Annotated in this window: 24 protein-coding genes; 12 read left to right on the top strand and 12 right to left on the bottom strand. The window is 65.3% G+C overall.

Annotation, left to right across the window (positions count from 1 at the left end; genetic code table 11):
• Nucleotides 1–29 precede the first annotated feature (29 nt).
• Genes nadC through nadA form a run of 3 tightly spaced genes read right to left on the bottom strand, consistent with a single transcriptional unit; the run spans nt 30 to nt 3,493 of the window.
• Nucleotides 30–884: a carboxylating nicotinate-nucleotide diphosphorylase gene (nadC, locus tag AC4HIX_RS06325; protein ID WP_490398336.1), complete on the bottom strand. Its 855-nt coding sequence runs from the start codon at nt 882–884 to the stop codon at nt 30–32.
• Nucleotides 881–2,437: an L-aspartate oxidase gene (locus AC4HIX_RS06330; RefSeq protein WP_490398337.1), complete on the bottom strand. Its 1,557-nt coding sequence runs from the start codon at nt 2,435–2,437 to the stop codon at nt 881–883. The genes nadC and AC4HIX_RS06330 overlap by 4 nt, the downstream gene beginning before the upstream one ends.
• Nucleotides 2,438–2,440: 3 nt before the next feature.
• A complete protein-coding gene (gene nadA, locus AC4HIX_RS06335) occupies nt 2,441–3,493 on the bottom strand; it encodes a quinolinate synthase NadA (protein ID WP_490398338.1) in 1,053 nt (350 codons plus the stop codon).
• Between the two features lie 290 nt (nt 3,494–3,783).
• Here nadA and AC4HIX_RS06340 point away from each other — a divergent pair, with 290 nt between their 5' ends.
• The 3 genes from AC4HIX_RS06340 to AC4HIX_RS06350 are packed head-to-tail and all read left to right on the top strand — an operon-like array spanning nt 3,784 to nt 5,998.
• Nucleotides 3,784–4,488, top strand: a complete 705-nt coding sequence (locus AC4HIX_RS06340) for an ABC transporter permease (protein ID WP_475049709.1) — start codon at nt 3,784–3,786, stop codon at nt 4,486–4,488.
• On the top strand, nt 4,488–5,198 hold the full coding sequence (locus AC4HIX_RS06345) for an ATP-binding cassette domain-containing protein (RefSeq protein WP_490398339.1): 711 nt from the start codon (nt 4,488–4,490) through the stop codon (nt 5,196–5,198). Before AC4HIX_RS06340 ends, AC4HIX_RS06345 begins: the two co-directional genes overlap by 1 nt.
• On the top strand, nt 5,195–5,998 hold the full coding sequence (locus tag AC4HIX_RS06350; RefSeq protein ID WP_490398340.1) for an ABC transporter substrate-binding protein: 804 nt from the start codon (nt 5,195–5,197) through the stop codon (nt 5,996–5,998). The genes AC4HIX_RS06345 and AC4HIX_RS06350 overlap by 4 nt, the downstream gene beginning before the upstream one ends.
• Nucleotides 5,999–6,294: 296 nt before the next feature.
• Here AC4HIX_RS06350 and phnF read toward each other — a convergent pair whose 3' ends face one another.
• Nucleotides 6,295–7,008: a phosphonate metabolism transcriptional regulator PhnF gene (gene phnF, locus AC4HIX_RS06355; RefSeq protein ID WP_490398341.1), complete on the bottom strand. Its 714-nt coding sequence runs from the start codon at nt 7,006–7,008 to the stop codon at nt 6,295–6,297.
• A 107-nt stretch (nt 7,009–7,115) separates the two neighbouring features.
• Here phnF and phnG point away from each other — a divergent pair, with 107 nt between their 5' ends.
• From phnG to phnN, 7 genes are read left to right on the top strand one after another with little or no spacing between them, the layout of a single operon-like run.
• On the top strand, nt 7,116–7,568 hold the full coding sequence (phnG, locus tag AC4HIX_RS06360) for a phosphonate C-P lyase system protein PhnG (RefSeq protein ID WP_490398342.1): 453 nt from the start codon (nt 7,116–7,118) through the stop codon (nt 7,566–7,568).
• Entirely contained in the window at nt 7,568–8,152 is a 585-nt protein-coding gene (gene phnH / locus AC4HIX_RS06365) for a phosphonate C-P lyase system protein PhnH (RefSeq protein WP_490398343.1), read from the top strand. Before phnG ends, phnH begins: the two co-directional genes overlap by 1 nt.
• Before the next feature lie 4 nt (nt 8,153–8,156).
• A complete protein-coding gene (locus AC4HIX_RS06370; RefSeq protein ID WP_490398344.1) occupies nt 8,157–9,257 on the top strand; it encodes a carbon-phosphorus lyase complex subunit in 1,101 nt (366 codons plus the stop codon).
• Nucleotides 9,254–10,111, top strand: a complete 858-nt coding sequence (locus tag AC4HIX_RS06375) for an alpha-D-ribose 1-methylphosphonate 5-phosphate C-P-lyase PhnJ (protein WP_490398345.1) — start codon at nt 9,254–9,256, stop codon at nt 10,109–10,111. Before AC4HIX_RS06370 ends, AC4HIX_RS06375 begins: the two co-directional genes overlap by 4 nt.
• Nucleotides 10,111–10,881, top strand: a complete 771-nt coding sequence (phnK, locus tag AC4HIX_RS06380; protein WP_490398346.1) for a phosphonate C-P lyase system protein PhnK — start codon at nt 10,111–10,113, stop codon at nt 10,879–10,881. The genes AC4HIX_RS06375 and phnK overlap by 1 nt, the downstream gene beginning before the upstream one ends.
• 10 nt (nt 10,882–10,891) lie before the next feature.
• On the top strand, nt 10,892–11,575 hold the full coding sequence (gene phnL / locus AC4HIX_RS06385; RefSeq protein ID WP_490398347.1) for a phosphonate C-P lyase system protein PhnL: 684 nt from the start codon (nt 10,892–10,894) through the stop codon (nt 11,573–11,575).
• Nucleotides 11,572–12,132: a phosphonate metabolism protein/1,5-bisphosphokinase (PRPP-forming) PhnN gene (gene phnN, locus AC4HIX_RS06390; protein ID WP_490398348.1), complete on the top strand. Its 561-nt coding sequence runs from the start codon at nt 11,572–11,574 to the stop codon at nt 12,130–12,132. The genes phnL and phnN overlap by 4 nt, the downstream gene beginning before the upstream one ends.
• Here the strand turns inward: phnN and AC4HIX_RS06395 are convergent.
• The gene (locus tag AC4HIX_RS06395; protein ID WP_490398349.1) at nt 12,114–12,797 is read right to left on the bottom strand and encodes a DUF1045 domain-containing protein; all 684 of its coding nucleotides are present in this window, start codon (nt 12,795–12,797) and stop codon (nt 12,114–12,116) included. The two genes, phnN and AC4HIX_RS06395, sit on opposite strands and share 19 nt — an antisense overlap.
• Before the next feature lie 50 nt (nt 12,798–12,847).
• Between AC4HIX_RS06395 and AC4HIX_RS06400 the strand changes: the two genes are divergently transcribed.
• Entirely contained in the window at nt 12,848–13,990 is a 1,143-nt protein-coding gene (locus AC4HIX_RS06400; RefSeq protein ID WP_490398350.1) for an alpha-D-ribose 1-methylphosphonate 5-triphosphate diphosphatase, read from the top strand.
• A gap of 86 nt (nt 13,991–14,076) precedes the next feature.
• Here AC4HIX_RS06400 and AC4HIX_RS06405 read toward each other — a convergent pair whose 3' ends face one another.
• The 7 genes from AC4HIX_RS06405 to AC4HIX_RS06435 are packed head-to-tail and all read right to left on the bottom strand — an operon-like array spanning nt 14,077 to nt 20,588.
• On the bottom strand, nt 14,077–14,556 hold the full coding sequence (locus tag AC4HIX_RS06405) for a class I SAM-dependent methyltransferase (protein ID WP_475049738.1): 480 nt from the start codon (nt 14,554–14,556) through the stop codon (nt 14,077–14,079).
• Nucleotides 14,557–15,315 (bottom strand): polysaccharide deacetylase family protein, encoded by a 759-nt coding sequence (locus tag AC4HIX_RS06410; RefSeq protein WP_490398351.1) that lies wholly within the window; start codon nt 15,313–15,315, stop codon nt 14,557–14,559.
• A complete protein-coding gene (locus tag AC4HIX_RS06415) occupies nt 15,312–16,448 on the bottom strand; it encodes a glycosyltransferase family protein (RefSeq protein ID WP_490398352.1) in 1,137 nt (378 codons plus the stop codon). The genes AC4HIX_RS06410 and AC4HIX_RS06415 overlap by 4 nt, the downstream gene beginning before the upstream one ends.
• Nucleotides 16,445–17,032, bottom strand: a complete 588-nt coding sequence (locus tag AC4HIX_RS06420) for a histidine phosphatase family protein (RefSeq protein WP_490398353.1) — start codon at nt 17,030–17,032, stop codon at nt 16,445–16,447. The genes AC4HIX_RS06415 and AC4HIX_RS06420 overlap by 4 nt, the downstream gene beginning before the upstream one ends.
• Nucleotides 17,029–18,117: a glycosyltransferase family 4 protein gene (locus AC4HIX_RS06425; RefSeq protein WP_490398354.1), complete on the bottom strand. Its 1,089-nt coding sequence runs from the start codon at nt 18,115–18,117 to the stop codon at nt 17,029–17,031. The genes AC4HIX_RS06420 and AC4HIX_RS06425 overlap by 4 nt, the downstream gene beginning before the upstream one ends.
• Nucleotides 18,118–18,123: 6 nt before the next feature.
• The gene (locus tag AC4HIX_RS06430; RefSeq protein ID WP_490398355.1) at nt 18,124–19,368 is read right to left on the bottom strand and encodes a glycosyltransferase family 4 protein; all 1,245 of its coding nucleotides are present in this window, start codon (nt 19,366–19,368) and stop codon (nt 18,124–18,126) included.
• Complete coding sequence (locus tag AC4HIX_RS06435) at nt 19,365–20,588, bottom strand: glycosyltransferase family protein (protein WP_475049753.1); 1,224 nt, start codon at nt 20,586–20,588, stop codon at nt 19,365–19,367. The genes AC4HIX_RS06430 and AC4HIX_RS06435 overlap by 4 nt, the downstream gene beginning before the upstream one ends.
• A gap of 394 nt (nt 20,589–20,982) precedes the next feature.
• Here AC4HIX_RS06435 and AC4HIX_RS06440 point away from each other — a divergent pair, with 394 nt between their 5' ends.
• Nucleotides 20,983–23,484 carry a mechanosensitive ion channel family protein gene (locus tag AC4HIX_RS06440; protein WP_490398356.1) on the top strand — a complete coding sequence of 834 codons (2,502 nt, stop codon included), beginning with the start codon at nt 20,983–20,985 and terminating at the stop codon, nt 23,482–23,484.
• The last annotated feature ends 104 nt before the right edge of the window (nt 23,485–23,588 follow it).

Consider the following 23,588-nt stretch of genomic DNA (forward strand, 5'->3'; position numbering starts at 1 on the left):
CCGCCTGCGGCTTTCATGATTGGGTAAGTTCAGAAGTCGAGACCCAAATCCAGGGTGCGTGCCGAGTGGGTGAGCGCGCCCGACGAGATGTAGTCGACCCCGGTTGCCGCCACTTCGGCAATGCGCTCCAGCCGCATGTTGCCGGAAGCCTCAGTGACGACATGGCCCTTGGCCATCTCCACTGCCTTGGCCAGTGTGGGGGTGTCCATATTGTCGAGCAGCACCACGTCGGCACCGCCGGTGGCGATCACTTCAGCAAGCTGGTCCAGGGTGTCGACCTCGATTTCCACCTTCATCATGTGGCTGACGCTGGCCTTGGCGGCGTCCAGCACAGCCTTGACCCCGCCGGCAGCCGCGATGTGGTTGTCCTTGATCAGGATTGCGTCCGACAGGCCGAAGCGGTGGTTGTAGCCGCCGCCGTGCAGCACGGCTTGCTTCTCTGCGATGCGCAGCCCCGGGGTGGTTTTGCGGGTGCAGGTGATGCGGGTGGCGGTGCCTTTGGTTTCCGCGGCAAAGGCGGCGGTCAGCGTGGCGATGCCGGTCAGCCGGCCGGCAAAATTCAGTGCGACGCGCTCGCCCGACAGGATCGAAGCGGCGGAGCCTTCGATGGTCATCAGCGTGTCGCCCTTCTTGCAAGGGCTGCCGTCGGGGAGCAGGGTCTCGACTTTCAGCCCGGCGTCCACCAGGTGAAAGGCGATACGGGCGATCTGCATGCCGGAAACCACACCGTTCTCGCGGGCGTTCAGGCGGGCGGAATAGGTAGCGGCGGCCGGGATTACCGCGCGTGTGGTGACGTCGCCGTTCTGGCCCAGATCCTCCATCAATGCGGCACGCACCATCGGTTCCAGGATCAGGTCGGGCAGGGTGGCGAATTGGGTGCTCATGTCAGTTCCTTTTGAACCTCGGCGCGGATGGCCAAGGCCTCGTCCAGAGTGATGCGGGTGCGATGGGCCTGCGCGGTGTCGGCCTCGGGGAAGTCGTCACGGAAGTGGCCGCCGCGGCTTTCTTCGCGCCTCAGCGCAGCGGCGGCAATCAGCGTGGCGGTGGCGCACATGTTGATGAAGTTTTCGTCCGCGGCCTGGTCTGCCTCGAGCCGGGCAATGGCGGCGAGCGCCTGTTTCAGGCCCGCGCCAGTACGGCGCACCCCGGCGTGGGCGGTCATGGTTTCGCGTAAGGCTTTCAGCGCGGCCGGATCCAGGTCCTGCCCGCCTTCCGGGAAGCTGGGGCGGACCTCTTCTGCGTCTGATGGGGTGTCCAAAGACGCCATGTCCTGTGCGGCGTTGCGGGCATAGACCAGCGCTTCCAGAAGGCCGTTGGAGGCGAGCCGGTTGGCGCCGTGAAGGCCGGTCGAGGACGCTTCGCCGCAAACCCAGAGGTTTGCCAGGCTGGTGCGGCCTTTCATGTCCGCGTCGACTCCGCCCATGTGGTAATGGGCAGCGACGGCAACGGGGATCGGCTCCTGTACGGGGTCGATGCCGGCACGGGCGCAGGTTTCGGCCACGGTTGGGAAGCGGGTCAGCACCTCTGCGCCCAATGCTTCACGTGTGTCGAGCATCGGGCGGCGGCCGGCTTGTGTTTCGGCAAAGATTGCGCGGGCGACAATGTCGCGGGGGGCAAGCTCAGCGTCGGGGTGCGCGGCCAGCATAAAGCGCTCACCGTCTGCATTGATCAGCACCGCACCCTCGCCGCGCAGGGCTTCGGTTGCCAGCGGTGCCGGGTCTTCGCCGATGTCAAAGGCGGTGGGGTGGAATTGTACAAATTCCGGGTCGGCGATACAGGCGCCGGCGCGGGCGGCAAAACCGATCACCTGTCCGCGGATGCGTGGCGGGTTGGTGGTGTGGGCATAAAGCCCGCCGGAGCCTCCGCCCGCCAGCAGCACGCCGGGCGCCTTGATCAGCACCGGGGCAGAGGGCGCATCGGCGCGGGTGATCCAGATGCCGGTGACGGTGCTGCCCTCGGTCTCCAGCCGCACGGCCTGGGTGTTTTCCAGAACCTGAACAGAGGGAGCTGCGCGCACGGCGGCAATCAGTGTCCGCATGATCTGATCACCGGCCTGATCGCCCTTTACCCGCACCACGCGGGCGGCGGAATGGGCGGCCTCGCGGCTCATCACGTAGTTGCCGTCCGCGTCGCGGTCGAAGGGGGTGCCGAGCTCGGTGAGATCAATGATGTGTTCACGCGCCACCCGGGTGACCATGGCGGCGACTTCGGGGTCGACCGTGCCGGCACCCGCCTGCAGGGTATCGGCGGCGTGGGCCTCAGGCGTGTCATGGTTGGCCATGGCGGCGGCCACGCCGCCCTGCGCCCAGGCTGAGCTTGCGCCTTCGCCCAAGGTCTCGGGGGAGATCACCAGAACCGGCCGGGGTGCCAGCTCAAGCGCGGCGTAAAGCGCGCCCAGACCTGCGCCGGCAATGACGATACGGCCGGTTTCGATCACGGATCAGATGCCCAGTTTTTGGCTGAGGTCGATCATCCGCTGCACCGCCACGCGGGCCTTTTCGGCCACTTCGGGATCCACCTCGACCGGCTCGGTCATGGTGTGCAGCGACCACAGCACTTTCTCCAGAGTGATCTTCTTCATGTAAGGGCACATGTTGCAGGGGCCGACAAATTCCACCTCAGGCAGCTGATCGGCAATGTTCGAGGCCATCGAGCATTCGGTGATCAGCAGCGCCTTTTCCGGCTTTTCGTCTGTCACGTATTTGACGATGCCGCTGGTCGAGCCGGAGAAGTCAGCCTCGGCCACCACGTCGGGCGGGCATTCCGGGTGGGCGATCAGCCGGGTGCCCGGGTTCCATTCGCGGAAGTCGCGCAGGTCCTTGGCGGTGTACTGCTCATGCACGATGCAGGAGCCCTCCCACCAGACGATGTTCTTTTCCGGAACCTGCTGGGCGATGTTCTGCGCCAGATACTGGTCCGGCGTCATGATGATGGTGTCTTCTTCCATCGCGGCAACGATCTGCGCCGCGTTGGAGGAGGTGCAGCAGATGTCCGACGCGGCTTTGACCTCAGCGGTGGTGTTCACATAGGTGACCACCGGCGCGCCCGGGTAGCGGCGGCGCATTTCCGCGACGCCTTCGGCGGTGATGCTTTCGGCCAGCGAGCAGCCGGCCTCCATGTCGGGGATCAGAACGGTCTTTTCAGGGCTCAGGATCTTGGAGGTTTCGGCCATGAAATGCACGCCGCACTGGACGATCACGTCTGCCTCGACCCGGGTGGCCTCGATCGCCAGCTGCAAGCTGTCGCCGACCACATCCGAGATGCCGTGATAGATTTCGGGCGTCATGTAATTATGCGCCAGAATCACCGCGTTGCGCTGCTTCTTCAGCTCCAGGATGGCCGCAACATAAGGCGCATGGGTGGCCCATTCGATGGGGTTCACCACGCGGTTCATGCGGGCGTAGACATCTGCCATCTGTTCGGCCAGGGCCGGGTTAGGGGCCAGATCATAATGGGCGGCGAGCTGATCCCGCATGGATTGCAGGTCGAACATGGCGGTTCCTCAAGGTTGCGTCCAGGGTGACACTTTGGGCGGGGGTTGTTTCACGTTCAAAACGCGCACGCAAGCACGCGTGTCGGGTTTTGCACGCAAATGCGGTGATTTGGCGCTAACAGGCGGCATCTTCAGGACGCTTGTGTTTCAAAGATGGGGATCAAGGGCACAAATTTCCAGCCGGAGTGCCGTTTTTGGCTGTCCCGGCGTCCTGTCCTGTGATTTTGAGCCGTGCAAAGCCATGTTAAACCGGGCTGAATTGGGGCCCCTTGGGAGAGCGACCGGACGCGATGAATGATCTGTGGGCAGGACTGTGCCAGGCCTTTTGGCTGCTGGTGACGCTGGACGCGGATCTGGTGGAGATCACCCTGCGCTCCTTGCGGGTGACGCTGACCGCTCTGGCCATCGCCTGTGCCATTGCGCTGCCGCTGGCGGCCTTTCTGGCGGTGCGCCGGTTCCGGCTGCGCCGCGCCACGATTGCGGTGCTGAATGCCTTGATGGGGCTGCCGCCGGTGGTTGTAGGGCTGGTGGTTTACGTATTCCTGTCCCGGGCCGGACCGTTCGGTGTCTTTGGCCTGCTGTTCACACCCACGGCGATGATCATCGCGCAGGTAATCATCGTGGTGCCGCTGGTGGCCTCGGTCGCGCATCAGTCGCTGCGGGAGCTTTGGAGCGATTACCACGATCTGCTGATCTCGATGAATGCCACCCAATTCCAGCGCATCCAGACGCTGTTATGGGATGGCCGCCGGGCACTGCTGACCGCAGCGCTGGCGGGTTTTGGCCGCGCGATCGGCGAGGTGGGCGCGATCATGGTGGTGGGCGGCAACATCGACCATGCCACCCGGGTGCTGACCACTGCGATTGCGCTGGAGACCGGCAAAGGGGAGTTCGCGATGGCGCTGGGGCTTGGGTTTGTGCTGATTGCCCTGGCGATTGCGGTCAATCTGGCGATCCACTGGCTGGGCCGCACTGAGAGTGAGGGGCGCTGGTGATGCAGATGTTCCCGCTGGTGGCCAAGGGCGCCCAGGTGCGCCGCCGCGGCAAGGTGCTGGTCGGGCCGGTCGATCTGACGCTTGGCGGGCAGGGAACCTCTATCGTCATCGGCCCTAACGGGGCGGGCAAAACCACGCTGCTGAAAATGCTGCATGGCATTGTACGGATGAACGGCGGCAGCCTGGACTGGGCCTGCCCGCTGGAAGAAGCGCAGAAGCGGCAGGCGTTTGTGTTCCAGACACCGGTAATGATGCGCCGTACGGTGATCGATAACATTGCCTATCCGTTGCGGCTGACGGGCACCGGCCGCCGCGAGGCGCGCACGCGCGCGGCGGACTGGGCGGCCCGTGTCGGCCTGGGGAGGATCCTGCAGCGTCAGGCCACGATGCTGTCGGGTGGTGAGCGGCAGAAGCTGGCGCTGGCCCGGGCCCTGGTGCGCGAGCCGGATGTCCTCTTCCTGGACGAGCCCTGCGCCGCATTGGACGGGCGCGCCACCCGCGAGATCGAGGCGATACTGGCCCATGCCGCCGGAAGCGGCACGCGGCTCATCATGTCCACCCACAACATGGGGCAGGCGCGGCGGCTGGCGGATGAGGTGATCTTTGTCCTGGGCGGCCGCATCCACGAATTCAGCCCGGCGGAGGATTTCTTTTCCGGGCCGCAAACGCCGCAGGGGCGTGCCTTTCTGAACGGAGATATTGTCGAATGAAACGTTTGATTTTTGGTGCCATTGCATCCATGGCCTTTGCCTCTGCCGCGCTGGCGGAAGAGATGAAGATGGCGGTGACGACCTCCTTCCACAATTCCGGCCTGGCGGAGATCCTGCTGCCGGAGATCAAGAAGGATCTGGGCCTGGATGTGCAGCTGCTGGTGGTTGGCACCGGCCAGGCGATCCGTCTTGGCGAGGCGGGCGACGTGGACGCGATCCTGGTGCACTCCAAGACGGCCGAGGAGAAGTTTCTGGCGGGCGGCAACGGCACCCACAGGCGCGAGATCATGTACAATGATTTTGTCTTCATCGGCCCCAAGCGCGACACTGCCGGGGTCGCTGGGGCTGAGGACGCGGCGGCCGCGCTGCAGCAGATTGCCGGGGCGGAAGCCTCCTTCGTCAGCCGCGGCGATGACAGCGGCACTCACAAAAAAGAGCTGTCGCTTTGGAAGGCTGCGGGGCTGGAGCCCGAGGGGTTTGGCGAGTGGTACCGGGCCGTCGGCGCGGGCATGGGCGCTGCGCTGAACACGGCGGCGGGCATGGACGCCTACATCATGTCGGACCGGGCCAGCTGGCTGAATTTTGGCAACAAGGCCGGACTGGCGCTGCTGTTCTCGGGCGACCCGGTGCTGTTTAACCAATACGCTTACATCCCGGTGAATTCGGAAAAGCATGGCCACGTGAAGAACGGGCTGGCGATGCAGCTGGAAAGCTGGCTGGTCTCGGACAAGGCAAGGGACCTGATCAACGGTTACCGGATCAACGGCGAGACGCTGTTTATTTTTAACGCCGAACAGTAACACAGCGGAGGCACTCCCGCCCAATCCGGACATCACAGATGCCCTGAATGGTTGGGCGCAGCACCGCGCTGCGCGCGGTGCGGTCCCGTGCTTCGGTGAGGTGTGCGCCCCGAAGCGCCGTGCCAAATCCGATCCGCCCCCCACCGCGTGAAGGGTGAATTGGCCTGGTGTACGGCTGCTGGTGCAGCATTTGACTCGGCTTTTGGGAGAACTGCCGCGCCGCGCGTCAGCGCGGCGCTATGCCCAACTGTGAGGGGCAATTTCAATTGCACCGGAGCAGGCGGGAGCATTCCGCGTCAGGTTTCGCCGCCAACCGTCAGCGTCACCCGGTCGCCCGCAAACCATGTGCGGCCGAACTCGATCGGGATACCGGCTGTGTCCACGCTGACAGACGTGGTGCGCAGGATGGGGGCCCCTTCGCTGATCTGCAGATGCAGCGCCTGGGTAGCGGTGGCGAGCTTGGCAGCGATGCGGGTTTCCAAGCGGGTATAGTCCTCGATCCCGCATCGCTTCAGGGCCTCGGTGATCGAGCTGTCCGCCTCCAGCGCGTCGCGCAGCCCCGGCAGCCGCGCGGCGGGAAACACCGCCTGGGCCAGGGCGATGGGCTGGCCGTCGGCCAGCGAGAGGCCGTCATAGACATGCACGGGATCTCCCGCCTCCAGCCCCAGCGCTTCCGCCTCGCGCAGCCCGGCGGCGCGGGTTTCCAGCATCAGCATTTTCTTGGCCGGAGTCCGCCCCTCGCGTGTCAGGTTCTGATGGAACCGCACCCGCTTGCCGATCGGGTAGTCGGTTGGCCTGGCGGCCACGAACACCCCTGCACCGCGGCGGGAATGCACCAGGCCCTGCTCTGCCATCTCCGCCAGTGCGCGGCGCACGGTGTGGCGGTTGACACCGAACCGGGCCGCCAGCTGCGCCTCTGCCGGCAGCTTGCCGCCGGTCGCGTACCGGCCCTGTGCAATATCGTCTGTCAGGGCGATGGCGATGGATTTCCAAACGGGTGTGCGGGCCATGTCACGGAACTTTCACAAGTCTGGGATTGCGCCGGCCGAGGCGACTCGGCTAACATTTGTCTAGTTGTATAGTAAAAATAGACAACCCGGCCAAGAGGCATAGACAGATGAAACCCACTTTTCCCGCAGAGGACCGCAAAGGCTGGATGAGCCTTCTGGCCACTGCTGATGAGGCCCGGCTTGCTGAGCTGTGGCAAAGCTACGGGACCGATCCCGCTTGTGAATGGCTGCGCGTGCCTGAGGCCGGCGGTGTCATGGTGAGGGGCCGCATGGGCGGTTCCGGTGCACCCTTCAACCTCGGTGAGATGACCGTAACGCGGTGTGCGCTGTCGCTGGAGGATGGCACCATTGGCCACGGTTACGTGCAGGGCCGCAGCAAGGCCAAGGCAACAATTGCCGCCAAGGTCGATGCGCTGATGCAAACCAGTGCTGCGGCAGGCCTGCGCGCGGCGGTGCTGGCGCCTCTGGCCGCAGCGCGGCAAGCGCAAAAGGACGGGCGCGCAGCCAAGGCGGCAGCGACCAAGGTCGAGTTTTTCACCATGGTGCGGGGAGAGGATTGATGAGCTTGCAACCCCGGAATGCCGTATATGCGGGCGGCTTCAGCAATCCCCCGGTGGCTGCAGCACATGCCTTCCGTGCGGCGATGAATGCGATGGCCCGGCCCGGCCAAGTCCAGGACATCACCGGAGCTGTACCGCCTGATGGGATCTCGATCGCGGCGGGCAGCCTGCTGCTGGCCTTGTGTGACCCGGAAACCGGTGTCTATTTGGCGCCGGATGTGGACAGCGAGGCCTTGCAAGGCTGGCTGGCATTCCACACCGGCGCGCCGGTTGTGCCGGCGGAGCAAGCGGATTTCGCGCTCGGCGGCTGGGCAGCGCTGGCGCCGCTCGACCGCTTCCGCATCGGCAGCCCGGAATACCCCGACCGCTCGGCCACCCTGATTGTCGAAACACCCGGCTTTGCTTCACCCAACGCGGTGCTGCGCGGCCCCGGCATCAAGGACACCGCCCGGATGCAACTGCCGGAGCTGGCTGCGTTTCAGAACAACGCGGCTCTCTACCCGCTGGGCGTCGACGTCTTCTTCACAGCGGGATCGCAGGTGGCTGCGCTGCCGCGTTCAACGCAAGTAACCGCGGAGGCCTGAGCTTATGTATGTTGCAGTCAAGGGCGGCGAGCGCGCCATTGAAAACGCTCATGCCTGGCTGGCTGAGGAGCGCCGCGGCGACAAGGATGTGGGGGAACTCTCCCTCGCTCAGATCCGCGAGCAGCTCAGCCTGGCGGTGAACCGGGTGATGGCGGAAGGCTCGCTCTATGATCCGGACCTTGCGGCGCTGGCGATCAAGCAGTCCCGCGGGGATCTGATCGAGGCGGTCTTTCTGATCCGGGCCTACCGCACGACCCTGCCGCGGTTTGGCTATTCGCAGCCAGTGGAGACCGGGGAGATGGCATGCGACCGCAGGATCTCGGCAACCTTCAAGGACGCGCCGGGAGGGCAGGTGCTGGGACCGACGTTTGACTACACCCACCGCCTTCTGGACTTCAAACTGGCCGCCGAAGGTGAGGTGCCCAAGGCACCGGCCGCGGAGCCGCGCAAGGCGGCCACGCCGCATATTGCTGAGTTTTTGCAAGGAGAGGACATCATCGAGCGGGAGCCGGCCTCGGACGCGGTTCCGGGCGATCTGACGCGTGAGCCGATGTCCTTCCCAGCGGGCCGCGCGGTGCGGCTGCAATCGCTGACCCGCGGCGACGAGGGGTTCATCCTGGGCATGGCTTATTCCACCCAGCGCGGCTATGCGCGCAACCATGCCTTTGTCGGTGAACTGCGGATCGGAAGGGTGCCGGTGGAAATGGAAATCCCGGAGCTGGGCTTTGCGATCGAAATCGGCGAGGTGGAACTGACCGAATGCGAGACGGTGAACCAGTTCAAGGGTTCCAAGACAGTGCCGCCGCAGTTCACCCGCGGCTACGGGCTGGTTTTCGGCCAGTCAGAGCGCAAGTCCATCGCCATGGCGCTGGTCGACCGCGCGCTGCGCTGGGAGGAGCTGGGCGAGGACAATGTCGGTGCCGCCGCGCAGGATGAGGAATTTGTCCTGAGCCACGCCGACAACATTCAGGCCACCGGCTTTCTGGAGCACATCAAGTTGCCGCATTACGTGGATTTCCAGTCCGAGCTGGAACTGGTCCGCAAACTGCGCCGGGAAGCGGCGGAATTGGCAGAGACGCTGGCGGCACGGGAGGCTGCGGAATGACCGACTACAACTTTGCATACCTTGACGAACAGACCAAGCGGATGATCCGCCGGGCGATCCTCAAGGGGCTGGCGGTGCCGGGCTATCAGGTGCCCTTTGCCAGCCGGGAGATGCCGATGCCCTATGGCTGGGGCACCGGCGGGGTGCAGGTCTCGGCTGCCACGCTGACACCGGACGACACGCTGAAAGTGATCGACCAAGGCGCCGATGACACCACCAACGCGGTCTCGATCCGCAAGTTCTTTGAAAAAACAGCGGGGGTTGCGACCACTGAGGAAACCGAAAAGGCCAGCGTCATCCAGACCCGCCACCGGATTCCCGAGGCGGAGCTGACCGAAGATCAGATCCTGGTCTACCAAGTGCCGATCCCGGAGCCGCTGCGCTTTCTGGAGCCGCGGGAGACCGAAACCCGCAAGATGCATGCTTTGCAGGAATACGGGCTGATGCACGTGAAACTCTATGAAGACATCTCGCAGCACGGCGCGATTGCCACCGCCTATGCCTACCCGGTGAAGGTGGAGGGGCGCTATGTGATGGACCCGTCGCCGATCCCGAAGTTCGACAACCCCAAGATGGAGATGGCAGCGATCCAGCTGTTCGGCGCGGGCCGGGAGCAGCGTATCTATGCAGTGCCGCCCTACACCAAGGTCGTGTCGCTGGATTTCGAGGATTACCCGTTCGAGGCCAGCAAGGCGGATCATGCCTGCGACCTGTGCGGGGCGCAGGACAGTTATCTGGATGAAGTGATCCTGGACGACGCGGGCAACCGGATGTTCGTCTGCTCAGATACTGATTACTGCCGTTCCCGGCGCGACGCAGGCCACAGCGGCCGTCTGGGTAAGGAGGCCGCGTGATGACGCCTTTGCTGCAAGTGAAAAACGTTGCCAAGCTTTATGGCGCACGGATCGGCTGCACTGGTGTGAGTTTCGATCTCTACCCAGGCGAGGTTATGGGGATTGTGGGTGAAAGCGGTTCGGGCAAATCGACCCTGCTGAACAGCCTGGCAGGCCATCTGACGCCGGACCGGGGGGAGGTCATCTTTGACACCCGTGCGGACGGACCTGTGGACACAGTCACCATGTCTGAGCCGGAACGGCGGATGCTGGGCCGGACCGACTGGGCCTTTGTGCATCAGCACGCCCGCGACGGGCTGCGAATGTCTGTCTCGGCCGGCGGCAATATCGGTGAGCGGCTGATGGCCGTGGGCGACCGGCACTATGGCTCGATCCGTGAGCGGGCAGCCGACTGGCTGGGCCGGGTCGAGATCTCCGAAAGCCGTATTGATGACCGGCCTTCGGCCTTTTCCGGGGGCATGCAGCAGCGGTTGCAGATTGCCCGCAACCTGGTGACCGGCCCGCGGCTGGTGTTTATGGACGAACCGACCGGCGGCCTGGATGTGTCCGTGCAGGCGCGGCTTCTGGACCTGTTGCGCGGGCTGGTACGCGAGATGGGGCTGAGCGCGATTATCGTGACCCATGATCTGGCCGTTGTGCGCCTGCTGGCGGACCGGCTGATGGTGATGAAGGACGGCCAGGTGGTTGAAACCGGGCTGACCGATCAGGTGCTGGACGATCCCCAGCACGCCTATACCCAACTGCTGGTCTCCAGTGTGCTGCAAGTCTGAGGACGGGGCGATGATTGAACTGAATAACGTGAGCAAGAGCTTCACCCTGCACAATCAGGGCAGCGCGGTGATCCCGGTGATGGAAAACGCCAGCCTGACCGTGAAACCGGGCGAATGCGTGGGGCTGACCGGTGCCTCTGGGGCGGGCAAGTCCACCTTGATGCGGGTGGTCTACGGCAACTATCTGGCGGCTTCCGGCAGTGTCATGGTCGGCGGCGTCGATGTTGCCAAGGCCGAGCCGCGTGAAATCCTGAAACTGCGCCGTGAGACTTTGGGCTATGTCAGCCAGTTTCTCCGGGTGGTGCCGCGGGTGCCGGCACTGGATGTGGTGGCCGAGCCGCTGCTGGCCGTCGGTACGCCGCTGGAACAGGCGCGCGACAAGGCGGCTTCGCTGCTCGCGCAGCTCAACATCCCCGAACGCCTATGGAGCCTCAGCCCCACGACCTTCTCCGGGGGGGAGCAGCAGCGGGTGAACATTGCCCGCGGTTTTGCCTATGGCTACCCGGCGCTGCTGCTGGATGAACCCACGGCCAGCCTGGATGCGCAGAACCGAGCTACCGTTCTGGGCTTGATCGAAGGCGCCAAGGCGCGCGGGGCGGCGATCATTGGTATCTTCCACGACGAGGCGGCGCGCCAGCAGGTTTGCGACCGGTTCGTGGATGTGTCGGGCTATGCGCCCCAGGCCGCGGCATGAGTGGGCCCGCTGAAAAGGGGCCCGTCATCGCGGTGGTCGGGCCATCGGGGGTGGGCAAGGACAGTTTGATGTCTGCCCTGGCGGTGTCCGGCCCTCAGTTGCGGCTGATGCGGCGAGTGATCACCCGCGCGCCGGAGGCCGGCGGGGAGGACTACCACGCGGTCACGGAGGCCGAGTTTTCCGCCCTCGCGGAGAATGATGTCTTTGCCTTGCACTGGCAGGCGCATGGCCTGCACTACGGCATCCCGCGTGACATCGAAACGGTACGGGAAGGTGCGGGCGGAGTGCTGGTGAACCTCTCCCGCGCTGTGCTGCTGGAGGCGCAGGAGGTGTTCGGCAATTTCATCGTGCTGTCGGTGACAGCGCGGCCAGAGGTGCTGGCCGAGAGGCTGTCTTCCCGCGGGCGGGAAGGTGCCGAAGAGGTTCAGCGCCGTCTGGCCCGGGCCGTCAAGCCCTTGCCGGACGGGCTGCGCAGGGTGCATGAGATCGACAACAGCGGCGGGCTCAGCGCGGCCGTCACGGCCGCTCTGGCAGTCCTTCAGCCGGAAAGGGCGTAGCGGTGGATCAGGTGAAACCTTCCGTCAGGTCCTTCGCCCGCCAGTACGATGTCGCGGATTATCAGCGGTGCCGGGAGCAGCGGGATCAGACGCTCTTCAAGAGCCGCCTCGACCGCCGGCAGATCCGGTTTGGGCAGCTTGCCTGTGAGCGTGATGTGAAACCGGAATTGCTCCAGAACAAAGGGGTAGCCCCAGAGGGTCAGGTTTTCGTCCTGTTCCGGGCTCAGGCCTGCGCCTCGGCGGCGGTCCAGTTCGGCTTGGGACGGCGGCGCACGGAAACGGTCCAGCTCCGTCACGCAAGCGGCGGCCAGGGAGTTCAGCGCCGCCTCATCGCCTGTGGGGCGCAGCGCCAGGAAGCGGCCAAGCCGGGCAAGATGCAGCCCGACCAGCGAGACCGGTGTTTGCGTCGCGGCCAGTTCTGCGCAGGCAGCCTCAAGACCGGACTGGGTTTGTCCTTCGGCAAGGCGCATTGGCGGCTTCAGGGTGGCGTGCAGCCCGTATTTGCGCGGAACCTCCGTGATCGCGGACAGCTCCAGCCCGGTTCCCTCCGGTTGGGGCAGGCTGCGGCCCGCCGCCATGTCCCAGCCCAGCCAGCTGGCGCCAAACCGGCTCCATTCCGCTTGGGCGGGCGGGGCGTAATAGATCGCGTATCGCGTGAATGTCACATTGGCCTCCTAAACGTGGCCTTCCATAGCTCGAAAGATGTGAAGTTCAGATGACAGAAGAGTTGATCCTTGCCAATGCCACGCTGGTCCTCCCGGGGGAAACACGAACCGGCAGCGTGAAGATTGCCGGCGGCGAGATAGCGGAGATCGCGGAAGGCACCGCGGTTCCGGAAGGCGCCATCGACTGTGCAGGCGATTTCGTCTGCCCGGGGCTGGTGGAGCTGCACACCGACAATCTGGAGCGTCATATCCAGCCGCGTCCTAAAGTGGACTGGCCGCACGCCAGCGCGATCATTGCCCATGATGCGGAATTGGCGGGCACTGGCATCACCACGGTGTTTGATGCAATGCGCGTTGGCTCGATCACCCGCAAGGAAAGCCGCTATGGCGCCTATGCCCGCGGGCTGGCCAGCGAGCTGCTGGAGCTTCGGGCGGCGGACGCGCTGAAGATCTCCCATTTCCTGCATCTGCGGGCAGAGGTTTGCTCGGATTCGCTGGTTGCGGAGCTGGAGGCTTTTGGCGCGGCGGACAGGGTCGGGCTGGTCTCGCTGATGGACCACACCCCGGGCCAGCGGCAGTTCCGCGACCTCTCCAAGCTGGAGCAGTATGTGAAGGGCAAGCACGGGTTCGACGATGCGGGCTTCCAGGCGCATATCGCCCATCTGAGGGAGCTGCGCGAGACCTACGGCGATCTGCACGAGGCGGAGGCGGTGAAGGCGGCCAAGCGGTTCGGCGCGGTGCTGGCAAGCCATGACGATACAACGGCAGGGCAGGTGGCCGTTTCGGCGGGCCATGGCATTCAGCTGGCGGAGTTTCCGACCACAGTGGAGGCCGCGCAGGCCTGCCACGCCCATGGCATCAAGGTGATGATGGGCGCGCCGAACCTGATCCGCGGCGGCTCGCACTCCGGCAATGTTGCAGCGCATGAGCTGGCGGAGCTGGAACTGCTGGACATACTGTCGTCGGACTATGTGCCGGCCGCTCTGTTAATGGCGGCTGTGCGGCTGGGCGAGCTGTGGGGCGACACGGCGCGCGGCCTGGGCACGGTCACACATGCGCCGGCCGATGCGGTGGGGCTGCACGACCGCGGGCGGCTGCAGACCGGCAAGCGTGCCGATCTGATCCGGTTCCGTGTGACAGCAGGTGCGCCTGCAGTTCGCGGGGTCTGGTCGCGCGGACTTCGGGTGGCCTGAGCGCCCAGCCGCGGATGCGGGCGAAGCGCCCGCCCTCTCGGGGCGGGGGCGTGCGCTGCCCGGCCTGGGGCCGGGCGGGACCTGGATCAGCCGGCCCTGTAGAACATGTAGCGGCCCGCCGGGATGCCTTCCGGACCGTCAAGCTCCTCGAAACCGGCCAGCGGCTGGCCGGAGACGATGATGCCGCCCGGCGCCATCACCTCGGCAATCACAGGCGACAGGGCAGCCGCTTCGGCCACGTCCTTTTCCTTGACCCCGAAGCCGAAGTCATAGTGCGCCAAGGCAATCCGGCGGTCTTCGGCGGCAAGCCGCTCCAGCATCGGCCTTGCTTCGCCTTGTAAAAAGTCTTGTTCCGGCGGGATGCAGGAGGGGTGGCATTGCAGCACCCGGTCGATCACCCAGATGCGGCGGCCGGAGAGGATTTCGCGCAGATGGTCGTAAGTGCGCCCGTTGCCGAGCCCCATGTCGAGCACATCGCCCTCCATCGCGCTGATCTGCTCTGCGGCCCAGTTCAGCCCATCACGCTGGGCAGTCAGGCGGCGCAGCATGGAGTCGAGACGGCTCATTCAGGACATCCTTTCATCATAGATCCAGGCCTCGGCCGGCCCTGCCAGCAATCGCTTTGCAAGCGCGGCAGTGAACTCCCAGACCGCTTCGTCATGCACAAGGTGGTGAGTGAGAAGGCCGTAGGGTTCTGTATTGTCCGCATCACCCTGGCGGCGGTCGCGCAGCTGACGCGTGACTTGCGAAATCAGCTGCTGCGGCGGAAGCAGGCTGCGGGAGCCCTTCCAGTCGATCGGATCCAGGTGTGTGTTAACCCGCAACAGGCCGGAGGCGGGTTTGGCGCTGCTGCGCGGACCGAAGGTGGAGACGGCTGTGAATCCGGCGCCGGCCAGCCAGGTCAGCATCTCCGGCGAGACCCTGTTCCACGGCGGCACGAACATAGGGCGCAGGCTGGCGCCAAACAGCTCCCGCAGGCGGGTCAGGCCGCGCTCGGCGTCGTCCAGCAGTTCGTCCAGAGGCCGGTGAGCCCCGAACTCCGCCTTCTTCTCGCCTGCAGGGGCGTTGTTCAGGTGCGCCCAGCCGTGCACCACCGGGATCAGCTGCGTATGGTCTGCAACAAAGCGGGCGAGGTCTGCCGTGGTGCCCTGCGGGATCACGGCCAGGTGCACCGGCAGATCAAGCTCCGCGGAGAGGTCCGCCAACCGGTCCAGTTCCGCCGACTGGGACATCGCGTCATCGTCCCGCCACCACAAGGGCAGCGTTAGGCCCGCCTCCTGCCAGTGCTCCAGTTCCCGGTCCAGACCGCTCCAATCCGGTGTCATCCGCGCCCTCCCGCAAGTTCTGCGGCAATCTCCACACTCCGGGCGGCTCCGTCAAACCTGAAACCGCCTGCAAGCCGCGGCGGCGCCTGCATTGCCGCCTTGACCGCAGCGCATAGCGTTTCAGGAGTGAGGTCCGCTGTTTTGACCACCTCCATGCCGATCAGGGGTGCAAGGCTGGCGGCACGCAGGCCCTGTTCGGTCTCGTTACCCGCATCAAACGGGATCAGGACCGCGGGCGTCCCGGCCTGCAACAGGTCGAGCGCAGTGTTGTAGCCGCACATGCTGACAGAGGCGGCGGCGTGAGAGAGCATCTGCCGGAAGTCCCTGCGCGCCGGCTCCAGCAGGGCGGGGGAACCTGCCTTGGCAAATTCTGCGATCCGCGCGCCGGCGTCCGCGCCGCCGACCAGCAGGCGCCAGGGGATGTCCGGCATCTGCTTGGCGGCTTCCAGGGCTGCCCGGTAAAGAGGCGTGCCGACGCTGCCGCCGCCGGCGCTGACCAGCACTTCGCCGCTGCCTGCTTGCTGAGGGTGGGGGCCAGCCGCTGGCGGCGCCACATAGCCAGTGTAGCGCAGCTTGCCGGCCAGCATCGGCGAGACCGGCCAGCTGGCCTCCAGCTTGGTCGCCGCGGGGTCGGAGTGGACCAGCACCGCATCGTAATACCGGGCGATGACTGCATCGGCCTTTTCCGCCTTCTCCGGTTTGGAGGGCGGGGCGAGGATGTCGCGGATGGAGGACAAGATCACCGGCGGCTGTGGCAGCGCATGAGCAGCTTCCAGCAGGGCCAGGAATTCCCGGCGCAAGGAGCGGCGGCCAAACGGGTAAAGCTCGGTAATCAGCACGTCGGGCTGCAGCTCGTGCAGGGCTGCGCAAAGCGCGTCTTGGCGGCGGGCCAGATAAGTTTCCTCTGCCAATGACCCATCCGCGGCCAGCAGCCGGGTGAAATCCACTCCGTCCGAGCGTAGCGGCGGCAGCTGGATCACCTCGATCCCTTCGGCGTTAAGCTGCGGGGCGGGGAAACCGCCGGAGGCCACTTGAACCTGGTGCCCGGACGCGGTGAAGGCACGCGCCAGCGTCAGTGCCCGCGAAAGGTGGCCGGTGCCGAGGAGGTGGGTGACGGCAATCAGGACTTTCATGAGGTCCCCTCTTGGATCAGCCGGACAGGTTCGGCCCAAGGGGTGAGAGAGGCTCCCTCCATTTCCACCACAAACAGCCGGTTGCGTTTGATGCGGAACGGGGCGGGGCCGTTGAAATCCCAACCGTATGCGCGGGCCAGGATCATCCGCATGATGCCGATGTGGCAAACCGCGACTGCGTCACGTGTCAGGCTGTGGAGCCAAGGGGCAATGCGGGCCCAGACCTCTGCTGGGCACTCGCCGCCGGGCGGGCGGTAGTGCCAGCCCCAGTCCTCGATATCGCGAAATCCGCTGTTTGGATCCGCCTTCAGGTCCAGCCCGTGCAGGCCTTCCCAGTCACCCCAGTTCATCTCGATCAGCTCTGGCACGGTGCGGGGCGGGCGGCCTGCAGCCAGTTCAGCGGTTTCGGCTGCGCGCATCAGCGGGCTGGACCAGAGTTCCGCCTGGTCCCACGGCGCAGGCAGGGTGTAACCGCGCAGTTCCTCGCGGGCCTGATCGTCGAGCGGGATGTCACTGCGCCCCTGGATGCGCCCGGCGCGGTTCCAGGCGGTATGGCCGTGGCGCAGAAGGGCGAGGCGGATCATGCGGGTGTCTCCATCAGCGGGGCGGCAACATCCCAAAACTGGCGGGCCGCGGCGGGGGCGAGGTGGTTTCGGGCGATGTGGTCACGTCCTTCCCGGCCAATGCGAGAGCGCAGTGCGGGGTCTGCCAGCAGGCTGGCCGTGAAAGCGGCCAAAGCTTCCGGGCCGTCTTCGGGCTCCGGGTAGGGTCGGGGAAGCAGTATATCACGCACGCCGGGGCGGTTCTGAGCGGCAACCGGCAGCCCATGGGCCTGGGCCTCCAGATAGACCATGCCGAAGGCTTCGTTCACACCGGGCCACAGGAACAGGGAGGCGTGGGCGTAGGCTGCTGACAATTCCTCGCGAGTGAGCTGGCCGAGGAAGCGGACTTTTCCGCCAAAGGCACCCATCAGCGCCTCAACTTCGGAACGGGCCGGGCCGTCGCCAGCAATGTCCAGCTGCCATTCCCCCGGCAGGAGCGCAAGAGTTTCCGCGATGATCCGGTAGGAACCGAGCTTGTCGCCCGCGCGCATCATGCCTGCGGTCAGCATTGGGCCGTCTAAAGAAGAGGCAGCGGGCAGATCCTCAAGCGGAAGGAAAGGCGGAAGGGGAGCTATGATCTGGTTGCCGCATCGGTCGCGCTCCAGCGCAAAGCGGTCCTGCCCGGTAAAATAAAAGATCACCGCAGCGGCATCAGCGGCGGCGTGGGCGGCCTCGGCAAATCCTGCCCATGGCCCGGCCAGGCGCTTCTTAGCGCGGGTGGATTCGATCTGCACATAGGGTATTCCGCGGGCGCGGGCCACGGCGGGGCCGAGCAGGTCCGGCGCCTTGTAATAGTTGTGATAGGTGACCCAGAGGTCAGCCGGCGGCATGTCCCGGATCAGCCGGGCGGCCTCGGCCTCAGCCGCCCGTTTCAGGTATGCCTGCAGCGCCACATCGCCGCGCTTGTCGTAGATCCTGAGTTCCGAGACCAGTTGCACGTCTGCGCCGCTGGCGCCGAGCAGACCCATCAGGTTGCGGGCAATCTCGCGGTCGCCGGAGGGCACCGGGTGGTGCGGCGGCTTCATCGGCGCGTAAAAGGCGACCCGCTTTCCGGCTCCCGGCGGCATGACCTGTCAGCCGCCCTGCAGCATCGCCGTAAGCCGTTTGGAAAGCTGGGCAATACCGGGTTCCATGCCGAAGTCGGAGCGCAGCCTCTCCAGCGCCGCCCCTGCCATCTCTGCCAGCTTTTGCGGATGGCGGGCTGCGTAGAGCAGCGTTTCGGCCAGCGCCTCGGGGCTGTCTTCGCTCAGCAGACCGTGCGTGCCGTGCGTGATGAATTCCGGAATAGCGGAGACTGGGGTCGACAGGATCGGCAGGGTTTGCGAGGCAGCTTCCATCAGCACGTTTGGCAGCCCGTCGCGGTCGCCGTCCGCAGCGACCCGGCTGGGCAGCACAAAAAGGTCGGAGCTGCGCATCGCCTCGATCACCTCAGGCTGGTCGCAGGCCCCGCGCCAGGTGATGCGGTCCGCGATGCCTGCATCCTCCGCCATCCCTTGCAGAAGGTCGCCCAAGCCGCCGCCGCCGATGTGGGTCCAGTGCCAGTCAAGGCCTGCAGGCAGCAGCGCCAGCGCGGCGATCAGGCGGTCGAAACCCTTCTTTTCTACCAGGCGGCCAACCGACATGAAGCGGATCGGATCCTGCGGCTGCCGGGCCTTGCGCTCCGGCGGCGCGGGGAAGCGGGACAGGTCGAGCCCGTGATAGACCAGGTCGACCCGGTCCGGCGTATCGGCCAGCTCTTGAAGGTGCTTGGCGCCAAAGCCGGTGCAGGTGGCGCCAAAGGCCGCGCCGTGATGGGCGGCGGAGAGTTTTTCCTGAAGCTCCCAGTCGGGCGAGGTCCAGATGTCCTTTGCGTGCGCCGAAAAGCTCCACGGCAGCCCGCGCATTATCGCGGCATAGCGCGCGACGGAGGAGGGCGTGTGCAGGAAATGCGCGTAGAGGCCCAGTACCTCGTCCGGCATTTCGGCGGCCAGCACGCAGGCCTGGCCAAAGCGGCGGATGCGGTTGGGGGTCAGGTCGCGGCGCAGATCGGCGCGCCAGATGCGGTAGGCCTCACCGTAGCCGGGCAGGGCCTGCGCAGCGGCACGGGCGCGCCAGACACGTTCCGGCTCCTGGTACAGGTATTCGGGCAGGTAGTTCACGCGGGCCTGCAGCCGCGCGTGCAGCGGGTGGCGCTTGATGTCGGTCGGGTGACGCAGGGACCAGATCTCGAACGTGTGGCCGACCGCTTCCAGGGCGACGAGTTCCTGGGCGATGAAGGTCTCGGACAGCCGCGGCCAGCCTTTAACCACCACCGCGAGGGGCGGGCGGGGAGCGCTCATTCGGCAGCCTCCCGTCGCGTGTCCTGCAACAGGGCTGAGACGCGGCGTGTCACGTAGTCCAGCCCGTCCAAAAGACCCTCGGACCCCGCGGCAGAGGGCGGCGGCTGGGTCGCCAGCGCGCGGATCGCCTTCGCCAGCGCCGGGGCCGTCCACCCGTCGCGTGTCTCGTCCAGCATTGTGGTGAGACCGATTTCTTCTGCGCGGCTGGCGCGGATCCATTGCTCCAGACGCGGGGTGGTTCGGGGTACGATCACCGCAGGTTTGTCAAAGGACAGCACCTCGCAGAAGGTGTTATAACCGCCCATGCAAACCACACCCTGGGCGCCGGCAAACAGCGTTTCGATCTGAGATTCAAAGCCGACAGCGGTGACGCGGCCATCCAGCCGGGCAACGCGCTCCTCGAAGTCCTCGCGGGTTTCGCCGGACAGGAAGGGGCCGTATACCAGCACTGCGCGGGGGGACAATTCCGGGTCCGCTTCATAGGCCGACAGCACCAGATCCACCATCATTTCGCCATCACCGCCGCCGCCAGGAGTGACCAGAAGATAGGGCTGCTCCGGCGGCTCACCCACCTGGCCAAGGTCGCGGCGCAGGTAGCCGGTCCAATGCATCCGCCCCTGCATCTCCGGCGTGAAGGGCAGCCCGGCGGTCGGGTCATAGACAGACCGCGGTCCGTAGACCCAGATCTCGTCATAGAAGTCGCGCGTGGCCTCGACCGCGTGCTTGCGCTCCCATTCGGCGGCCAGCACCTCCGGCTCGTCCAGAACGTCACGCAGGCCCAGCACCATCTTGCAGCGGCCCTTGGACTTCAGCAGCTCCAGCGCCGGCATCAACTCGCCGCGGAACCCGGTCGGCTCCTTGTCAGCCACCAGCACATCCGGTTCGTACTGTTCCACAGTGGAGCGGATCAGGGCGGCGCGCAGATCAGCCGTTTCCTCGATGCTCATGCCCATGGTGCGCGAGGCATAGGAGCCATCGGCGCGTTTGATCACACCGGGCAGGCGCACATGGTCGACCCGGGTCGGGAAGGAAAACCGCCCTGCCACTGGCGAGCCAGTGAGGATCAGCGCCGAGGCGTCCGGGTTCGCCGCGGTGATCGCCCCAGCAAGCGCCCGCGAGCGGCGCAGGTGGCCCAGCCCGAAGGTGTCATGGCTGTAGAACATGATCCGCGGTCCGCGTGCGCCGGCTTCCGCTGCTGTCTCATGAGTGCCTGTTGCCATCATAGGATTGCCTGATAGGGGGTCCGGGCCGCGCCGGGCAAGGAGGTGGTTCCGGCGGTGCCAGAGGCACGCCGGCCAATGCTGCCGCTCGTCCCCGGGCGCATGCTGTTTTGCTCCGCCATCGTCCGCCTCAGATTGCGCGCACCGCAACCGGATAGGGCGGGGGCGCGGTCAGTATTTGCCTTTGCAGCTGCTTGTCCTGGCAGGGTTTTGCAGGGGCCGGGCACAGCTGACCGCCCTGTGGGCGGGTATCCGGTTTTGTATAGCCCGGACACCTAGCGCATGCAATCATGCGCCACGGTTGCATAATGCACAGCAAATTGCGCGCGCGCCATTTGCGCAACGCTCTTGCGCGTGGTTAGTTTGATACAAGTTTCCAAAAGGATAGGCGGCCATGCTGCAAATGTTTTTCCGGTTCCTTCTGTGCCTGCTGCTCAGTTTCAGTCTGGCGCCTCACGCTGGCGCGCAGGAAAGTGAAACGGCGCCGGCGGACGCGCTCTCCAAAGCGATCGAACAGGCGGCCGAAAGCGGTGTCAGCGTGGTTGTGGTCGACAGCAGCGGGCAACTGCTGAATGCGCCGCCGGCGGCAGAGCGGGACGCCGGGCATCCGCCTGCTGACGTGATGGAGCAGCCTTCGGCACTGATGAAGGCGCAATCCAGGGTCGCCGCCTTCCGGGCGGAGCTGAACAGCCGGCTTGAGGCATTGCCTTACTCGATCTTTGAAATGCAATACATCCTGCGTCAGACCAGCCCCGACGGGCGCATCTTTACCTATGTCGAGGTGATGGGCTGGAGCGTGCTGTTCCTGCTGATTGGCCGCTGGCTGTCGACGGAGATTTACGGCAAGCGGTTTGCCAAACGGTTCGTGGTCGCGCGGATTCAGGACCAGCCCAAGGGCTATCAGGAAAAGATGCCCTTCCTGGTCTTCCGGTTTCTGATGGGTATTGGCGCCACGGTTTTTGCGATGGTGTTCGCGGCGCTGATTTCCTACCTGATTTTCGGAGCTTCCGGCGATCCGTCCATCGAATTCACCGTAACGGCTGTTTACACCGCCTTCTTTCTGGCGCGCACGGTATCCGACCTGTGGCGGATGGTATTGTCGCCGTTTCTGGCCCAGTACCGGATCCCCGTGTTTTCCGACCGGGACGCAAAGCGGCTCTATATCTGGGCGTCGGTGCTGGCGACCTATGACATTTCCTCGACACTGTTTGCCACTTGGGTCGGGGACTTCGGCCTCAACTACAATGTCTATGCGCTGGTCTACGGGGTTCTGGCTCTGGTTGGGACGCTGGGTAACCTGCTGATGGTTCTGGTCAACCGCCGGGCAATTTCAAACGCCATTCGCGCAGGGCGGGCGCCCGAGGAGTGTTCCTGGCTGGTGCGTGTCCTCGCCGTGGCCTGGGCGCCGGTGCTGATGGTCTACATGGCGTTCGGCTGGCTCAAGCTGGCGTTTGACCTTGTTCTGGAACAGGACATTTCGATCCCGCTGATGGCGGGCAGCTATTTCGTGCTGACCACAATTCTGGTGGTCTACGGGGTGATCAACTATGGTATCGAGCGCTATTTCAGCCGCGCCCGTCTGGTAAAGCGCGAAGCGGCAGGGGCGGAGGAAACCGCGGCGGAAGCCGGAGAGCCGGAACCCGCCATCCGCGCCGCTGAAGCGGCCCCCGCCACCCACGCAGCTGAGGCGCCTGCAGCTGAGGAGGCACTTGCGGAAACTTCCGCTCCGACAGCTGCCGCGGCAATGAATGCCGAAGCTGTGGACGTGCCTCAGGACGGCGCGACGCCGGAATCGGAGGATGAAGGCGGCGAAGAGGAAATCGCGCCGCGGTCCAAGCACCCGATTGCCACTTATGAAGACCTTGCCCGCCGGGTTGCAGGCATCCTCGCCTTTGTGGTCGGAGCCTACTCGCTGGTGATCGTCTGGAACCCCGACGCCAGCTGGATCGATTCCACCGCCGCCGAACGGGCGGTTGATGTCACGGTGATCCTGTTCATTGGCTACATCGTCTATCACCTGTTCCGGATCTGGATCGACAGTAAGATCGACGAGGAGGCGGGCGACGTTCCGCAGGCGGAACTGGGTGATGAAGGCGGCGCGGGCGGTGCCAGCCGCCTGGCAACCTTGCTGCCGCTGTTCCGCGGTGCGATCCTGGCCGTGGTGCTGGTGTCGATCGTGCTGATCGTCCTGCTGGAATTGGGCATCAACGTTAGCCCGCTGTTTGCCGGTGCCGGTGTGGTTGGCTTGGCGGTGGGCTTCGGCTCGCAAGCGCTGGTCAGGGACATCTTTTCCGGCGCCTTTTTCCTGATCGACGATGCCTTCCGGAAAGGCGAATATATCGACATCGGCGATGTGAAGGGAACGGTGGAAAAAATCTCGGTCCGCTCTTTTCAGCTGCGCCACCACCTGGGCGCGCTGCACACCATTCCCTTTGGCGAGATCAAGGTGCTGACCAACTATTCCCGCGACTGGGTGATGATGAAGCTGCCGCTGCGGGTTACCTACGACACCGATGTGGAAAAGGTCCGCAAGCTGATCAAGAAACTGGGTCAAAGCCTGATGGATGACCCGGTTGTCGGCCATACGTTCATTCAGCCGCTGAAATCCCAGGGCGTGATCGAGATGCAGGACTCGGCAATGATCATCCGGGTGAAATTTATGACCAAGCCGGGGGACCAGTGGATCGTCCGCAAACGGGTGTATCAGGAAATCCGCGAGCTGTTCGCCCGCGAAGGCATCAAGTTTGCCCACCGCGAGGTCACCGTGCGGCTGGCGCCGGACCAGGAGGATGAGCTGACGCCGAAACAGAAGGAAGCCGCGGCAGGTGCCGTGCAGGCAGCCATCGACGAAGACATGCTGGAGGAAATGGGCGGACCCGGCGGCGACGATCGCTGAGGCCGCGGCCGGGGCTCTCCCGCCCCCGCGCCGGACCGCTGGCGCGCTCCGCTTGGGGTTGGGCGTGGCGCCGCGCTGCCGCGCGGCGCAGCGCGCGCCGTTGC

It is taken from the genome of Leisingera sp., from assembly GCF_982940295.1.

Excerpts from the sequence above, each read along its gene's own strand:
- nadC (WP_490398336.1), bottom strand. The coding sequence starts at position 884 with ATGAGCACCCAATTCGCCACCCTGCCCGACCTGATCCTGGAACCGATG.
- nadA (WP_490398338.1), bottom strand. The coding sequence starts at position 3,493 with ATGTTCGACCTGCAATCCATGCGGGATCAGCTCGCCGCCCATTATGAT.
- AC4HIX_RS06340 (WP_475049709.1), top strand. The coding sequence starts at position 3,784 with ATGAATGATCTGTGGGCAGGACTGTGCCAGGCCTTTTGGCTGCTGGTG.
- AC4HIX_RS06345 (WP_490398339.1), top strand. The coding sequence starts at position 4,488 with ATGCAGATGTTCCCGCTGGTGGCCAAGGGCGCCCAGGTGCGCCGCCGC.
- AC4HIX_RS06350 (WP_490398340.1), top strand. The coding sequence starts at position 5,195 with ATGAAACGTTTGATTTTTGGTGCCATTGCATCCATGGCCTTTGCCTCT.
- phnF (WP_490398341.1), bottom strand. The coding sequence starts at position 7,008 with ATGGCCCGCACACCCGTTTGGAAATCCATCGCCATCGCCCTGACAGAC.
- phnG (WP_490398342.1), top strand. The coding sequence starts at position 7,116 with ATGAAACCCACTTTTCCCGCAGAGGACCGCAAAGGCTGGATGAGCCTT.
- phnH (WP_490398343.1), top strand. The coding sequence starts at position 7,568 with ATGAGCTTGCAACCCCGGAATGCCGTATATGCGGGCGGCTTCAGCAAT.
- AC4HIX_RS06370 (WP_490398344.1), top strand. The coding sequence starts at position 8,157 with ATGTATGTTGCAGTCAAGGGCGGCGAGCGCGCCATTGAAAACGCTCAT.
- AC4HIX_RS06375 (WP_490398345.1), top strand. The coding sequence starts at position 9,254 with ATGACCGACTACAACTTTGCATACCTTGACGAACAGACCAAGCGGATG.
- phnK (WP_490398346.1), top strand. The coding sequence starts at position 10,111 with ATGACGCCTTTGCTGCAAGTGAAAAACGTTGCCAAGCTTTATGGCGCA.
- phnL (WP_490398347.1), top strand. The coding sequence starts at position 10,892 with ATGATTGAACTGAATAACGTGAGCAAGAGCTTCACCCTGCACAATCAG.
- phnN (WP_490398348.1), top strand. The coding sequence starts at position 11,572 with ATGAGTGGGCCCGCTGAAAAGGGGCCCGTCATCGCGGTGGTCGGGCCA.
- AC4HIX_RS06400 (WP_490398350.1), top strand. The coding sequence starts at position 12,848 with ATGACAGAAGAGTTGATCCTTGCCAATGCCACGCTGGTCCTCCCGGGG.
- AC4HIX_RS06405 (WP_475049738.1), bottom strand. The coding sequence starts at position 14,556 with ATGAGCCGTCTCGACTCCATGCTGCGCCGCCTGACTGCCCAGCGTGAT.
- AC4HIX_RS06410 (WP_490398351.1), bottom strand. The coding sequence starts at position 15,315 with ATGACACCGGATTGGAGCGGTCTGGACCGGGAACTGGAGCACTGGCAG.
- AC4HIX_RS06415 (WP_490398352.1), bottom strand. The coding sequence starts at position 16,448 with ATGAAAGTCCTGATTGCCGTCACCCACCTCCTCGGCACCGGCCACCTT.
- AC4HIX_RS06420 (WP_490398353.1), bottom strand. The coding sequence starts at position 17,032 with ATGATCCGCCTCGCCCTTCTGCGCCACGGCCATACCGCCTGGAACCGC.
- AC4HIX_RS06425 (WP_490398354.1), bottom strand. The coding sequence starts at position 18,117 with ATGCCGCCGGGAGCCGGAAAGCGGGTCGCCTTTTACGCGCCGATGAAG.
- AC4HIX_RS06430 (WP_490398355.1), bottom strand. The coding sequence starts at position 19,368 with ATGAGCGCTCCCCGCCCGCCCCTCGCGGTGGTGGTTAAAGGCTGGCCG.
- AC4HIX_RS06435 (WP_475049753.1), bottom strand. The coding sequence starts at position 20,588 with ATGGCAACAGGCACTCATGAGACAGCAGCGGAAGCCGGCGCACGCGGA.
- AC4HIX_RS06440 (WP_490398356.1), top strand. The coding sequence starts at position 20,983 with ATGCTGCAAATGTTTTTCCGGTTCCTTCTGTGCCTGCTGCTCAGTTTC.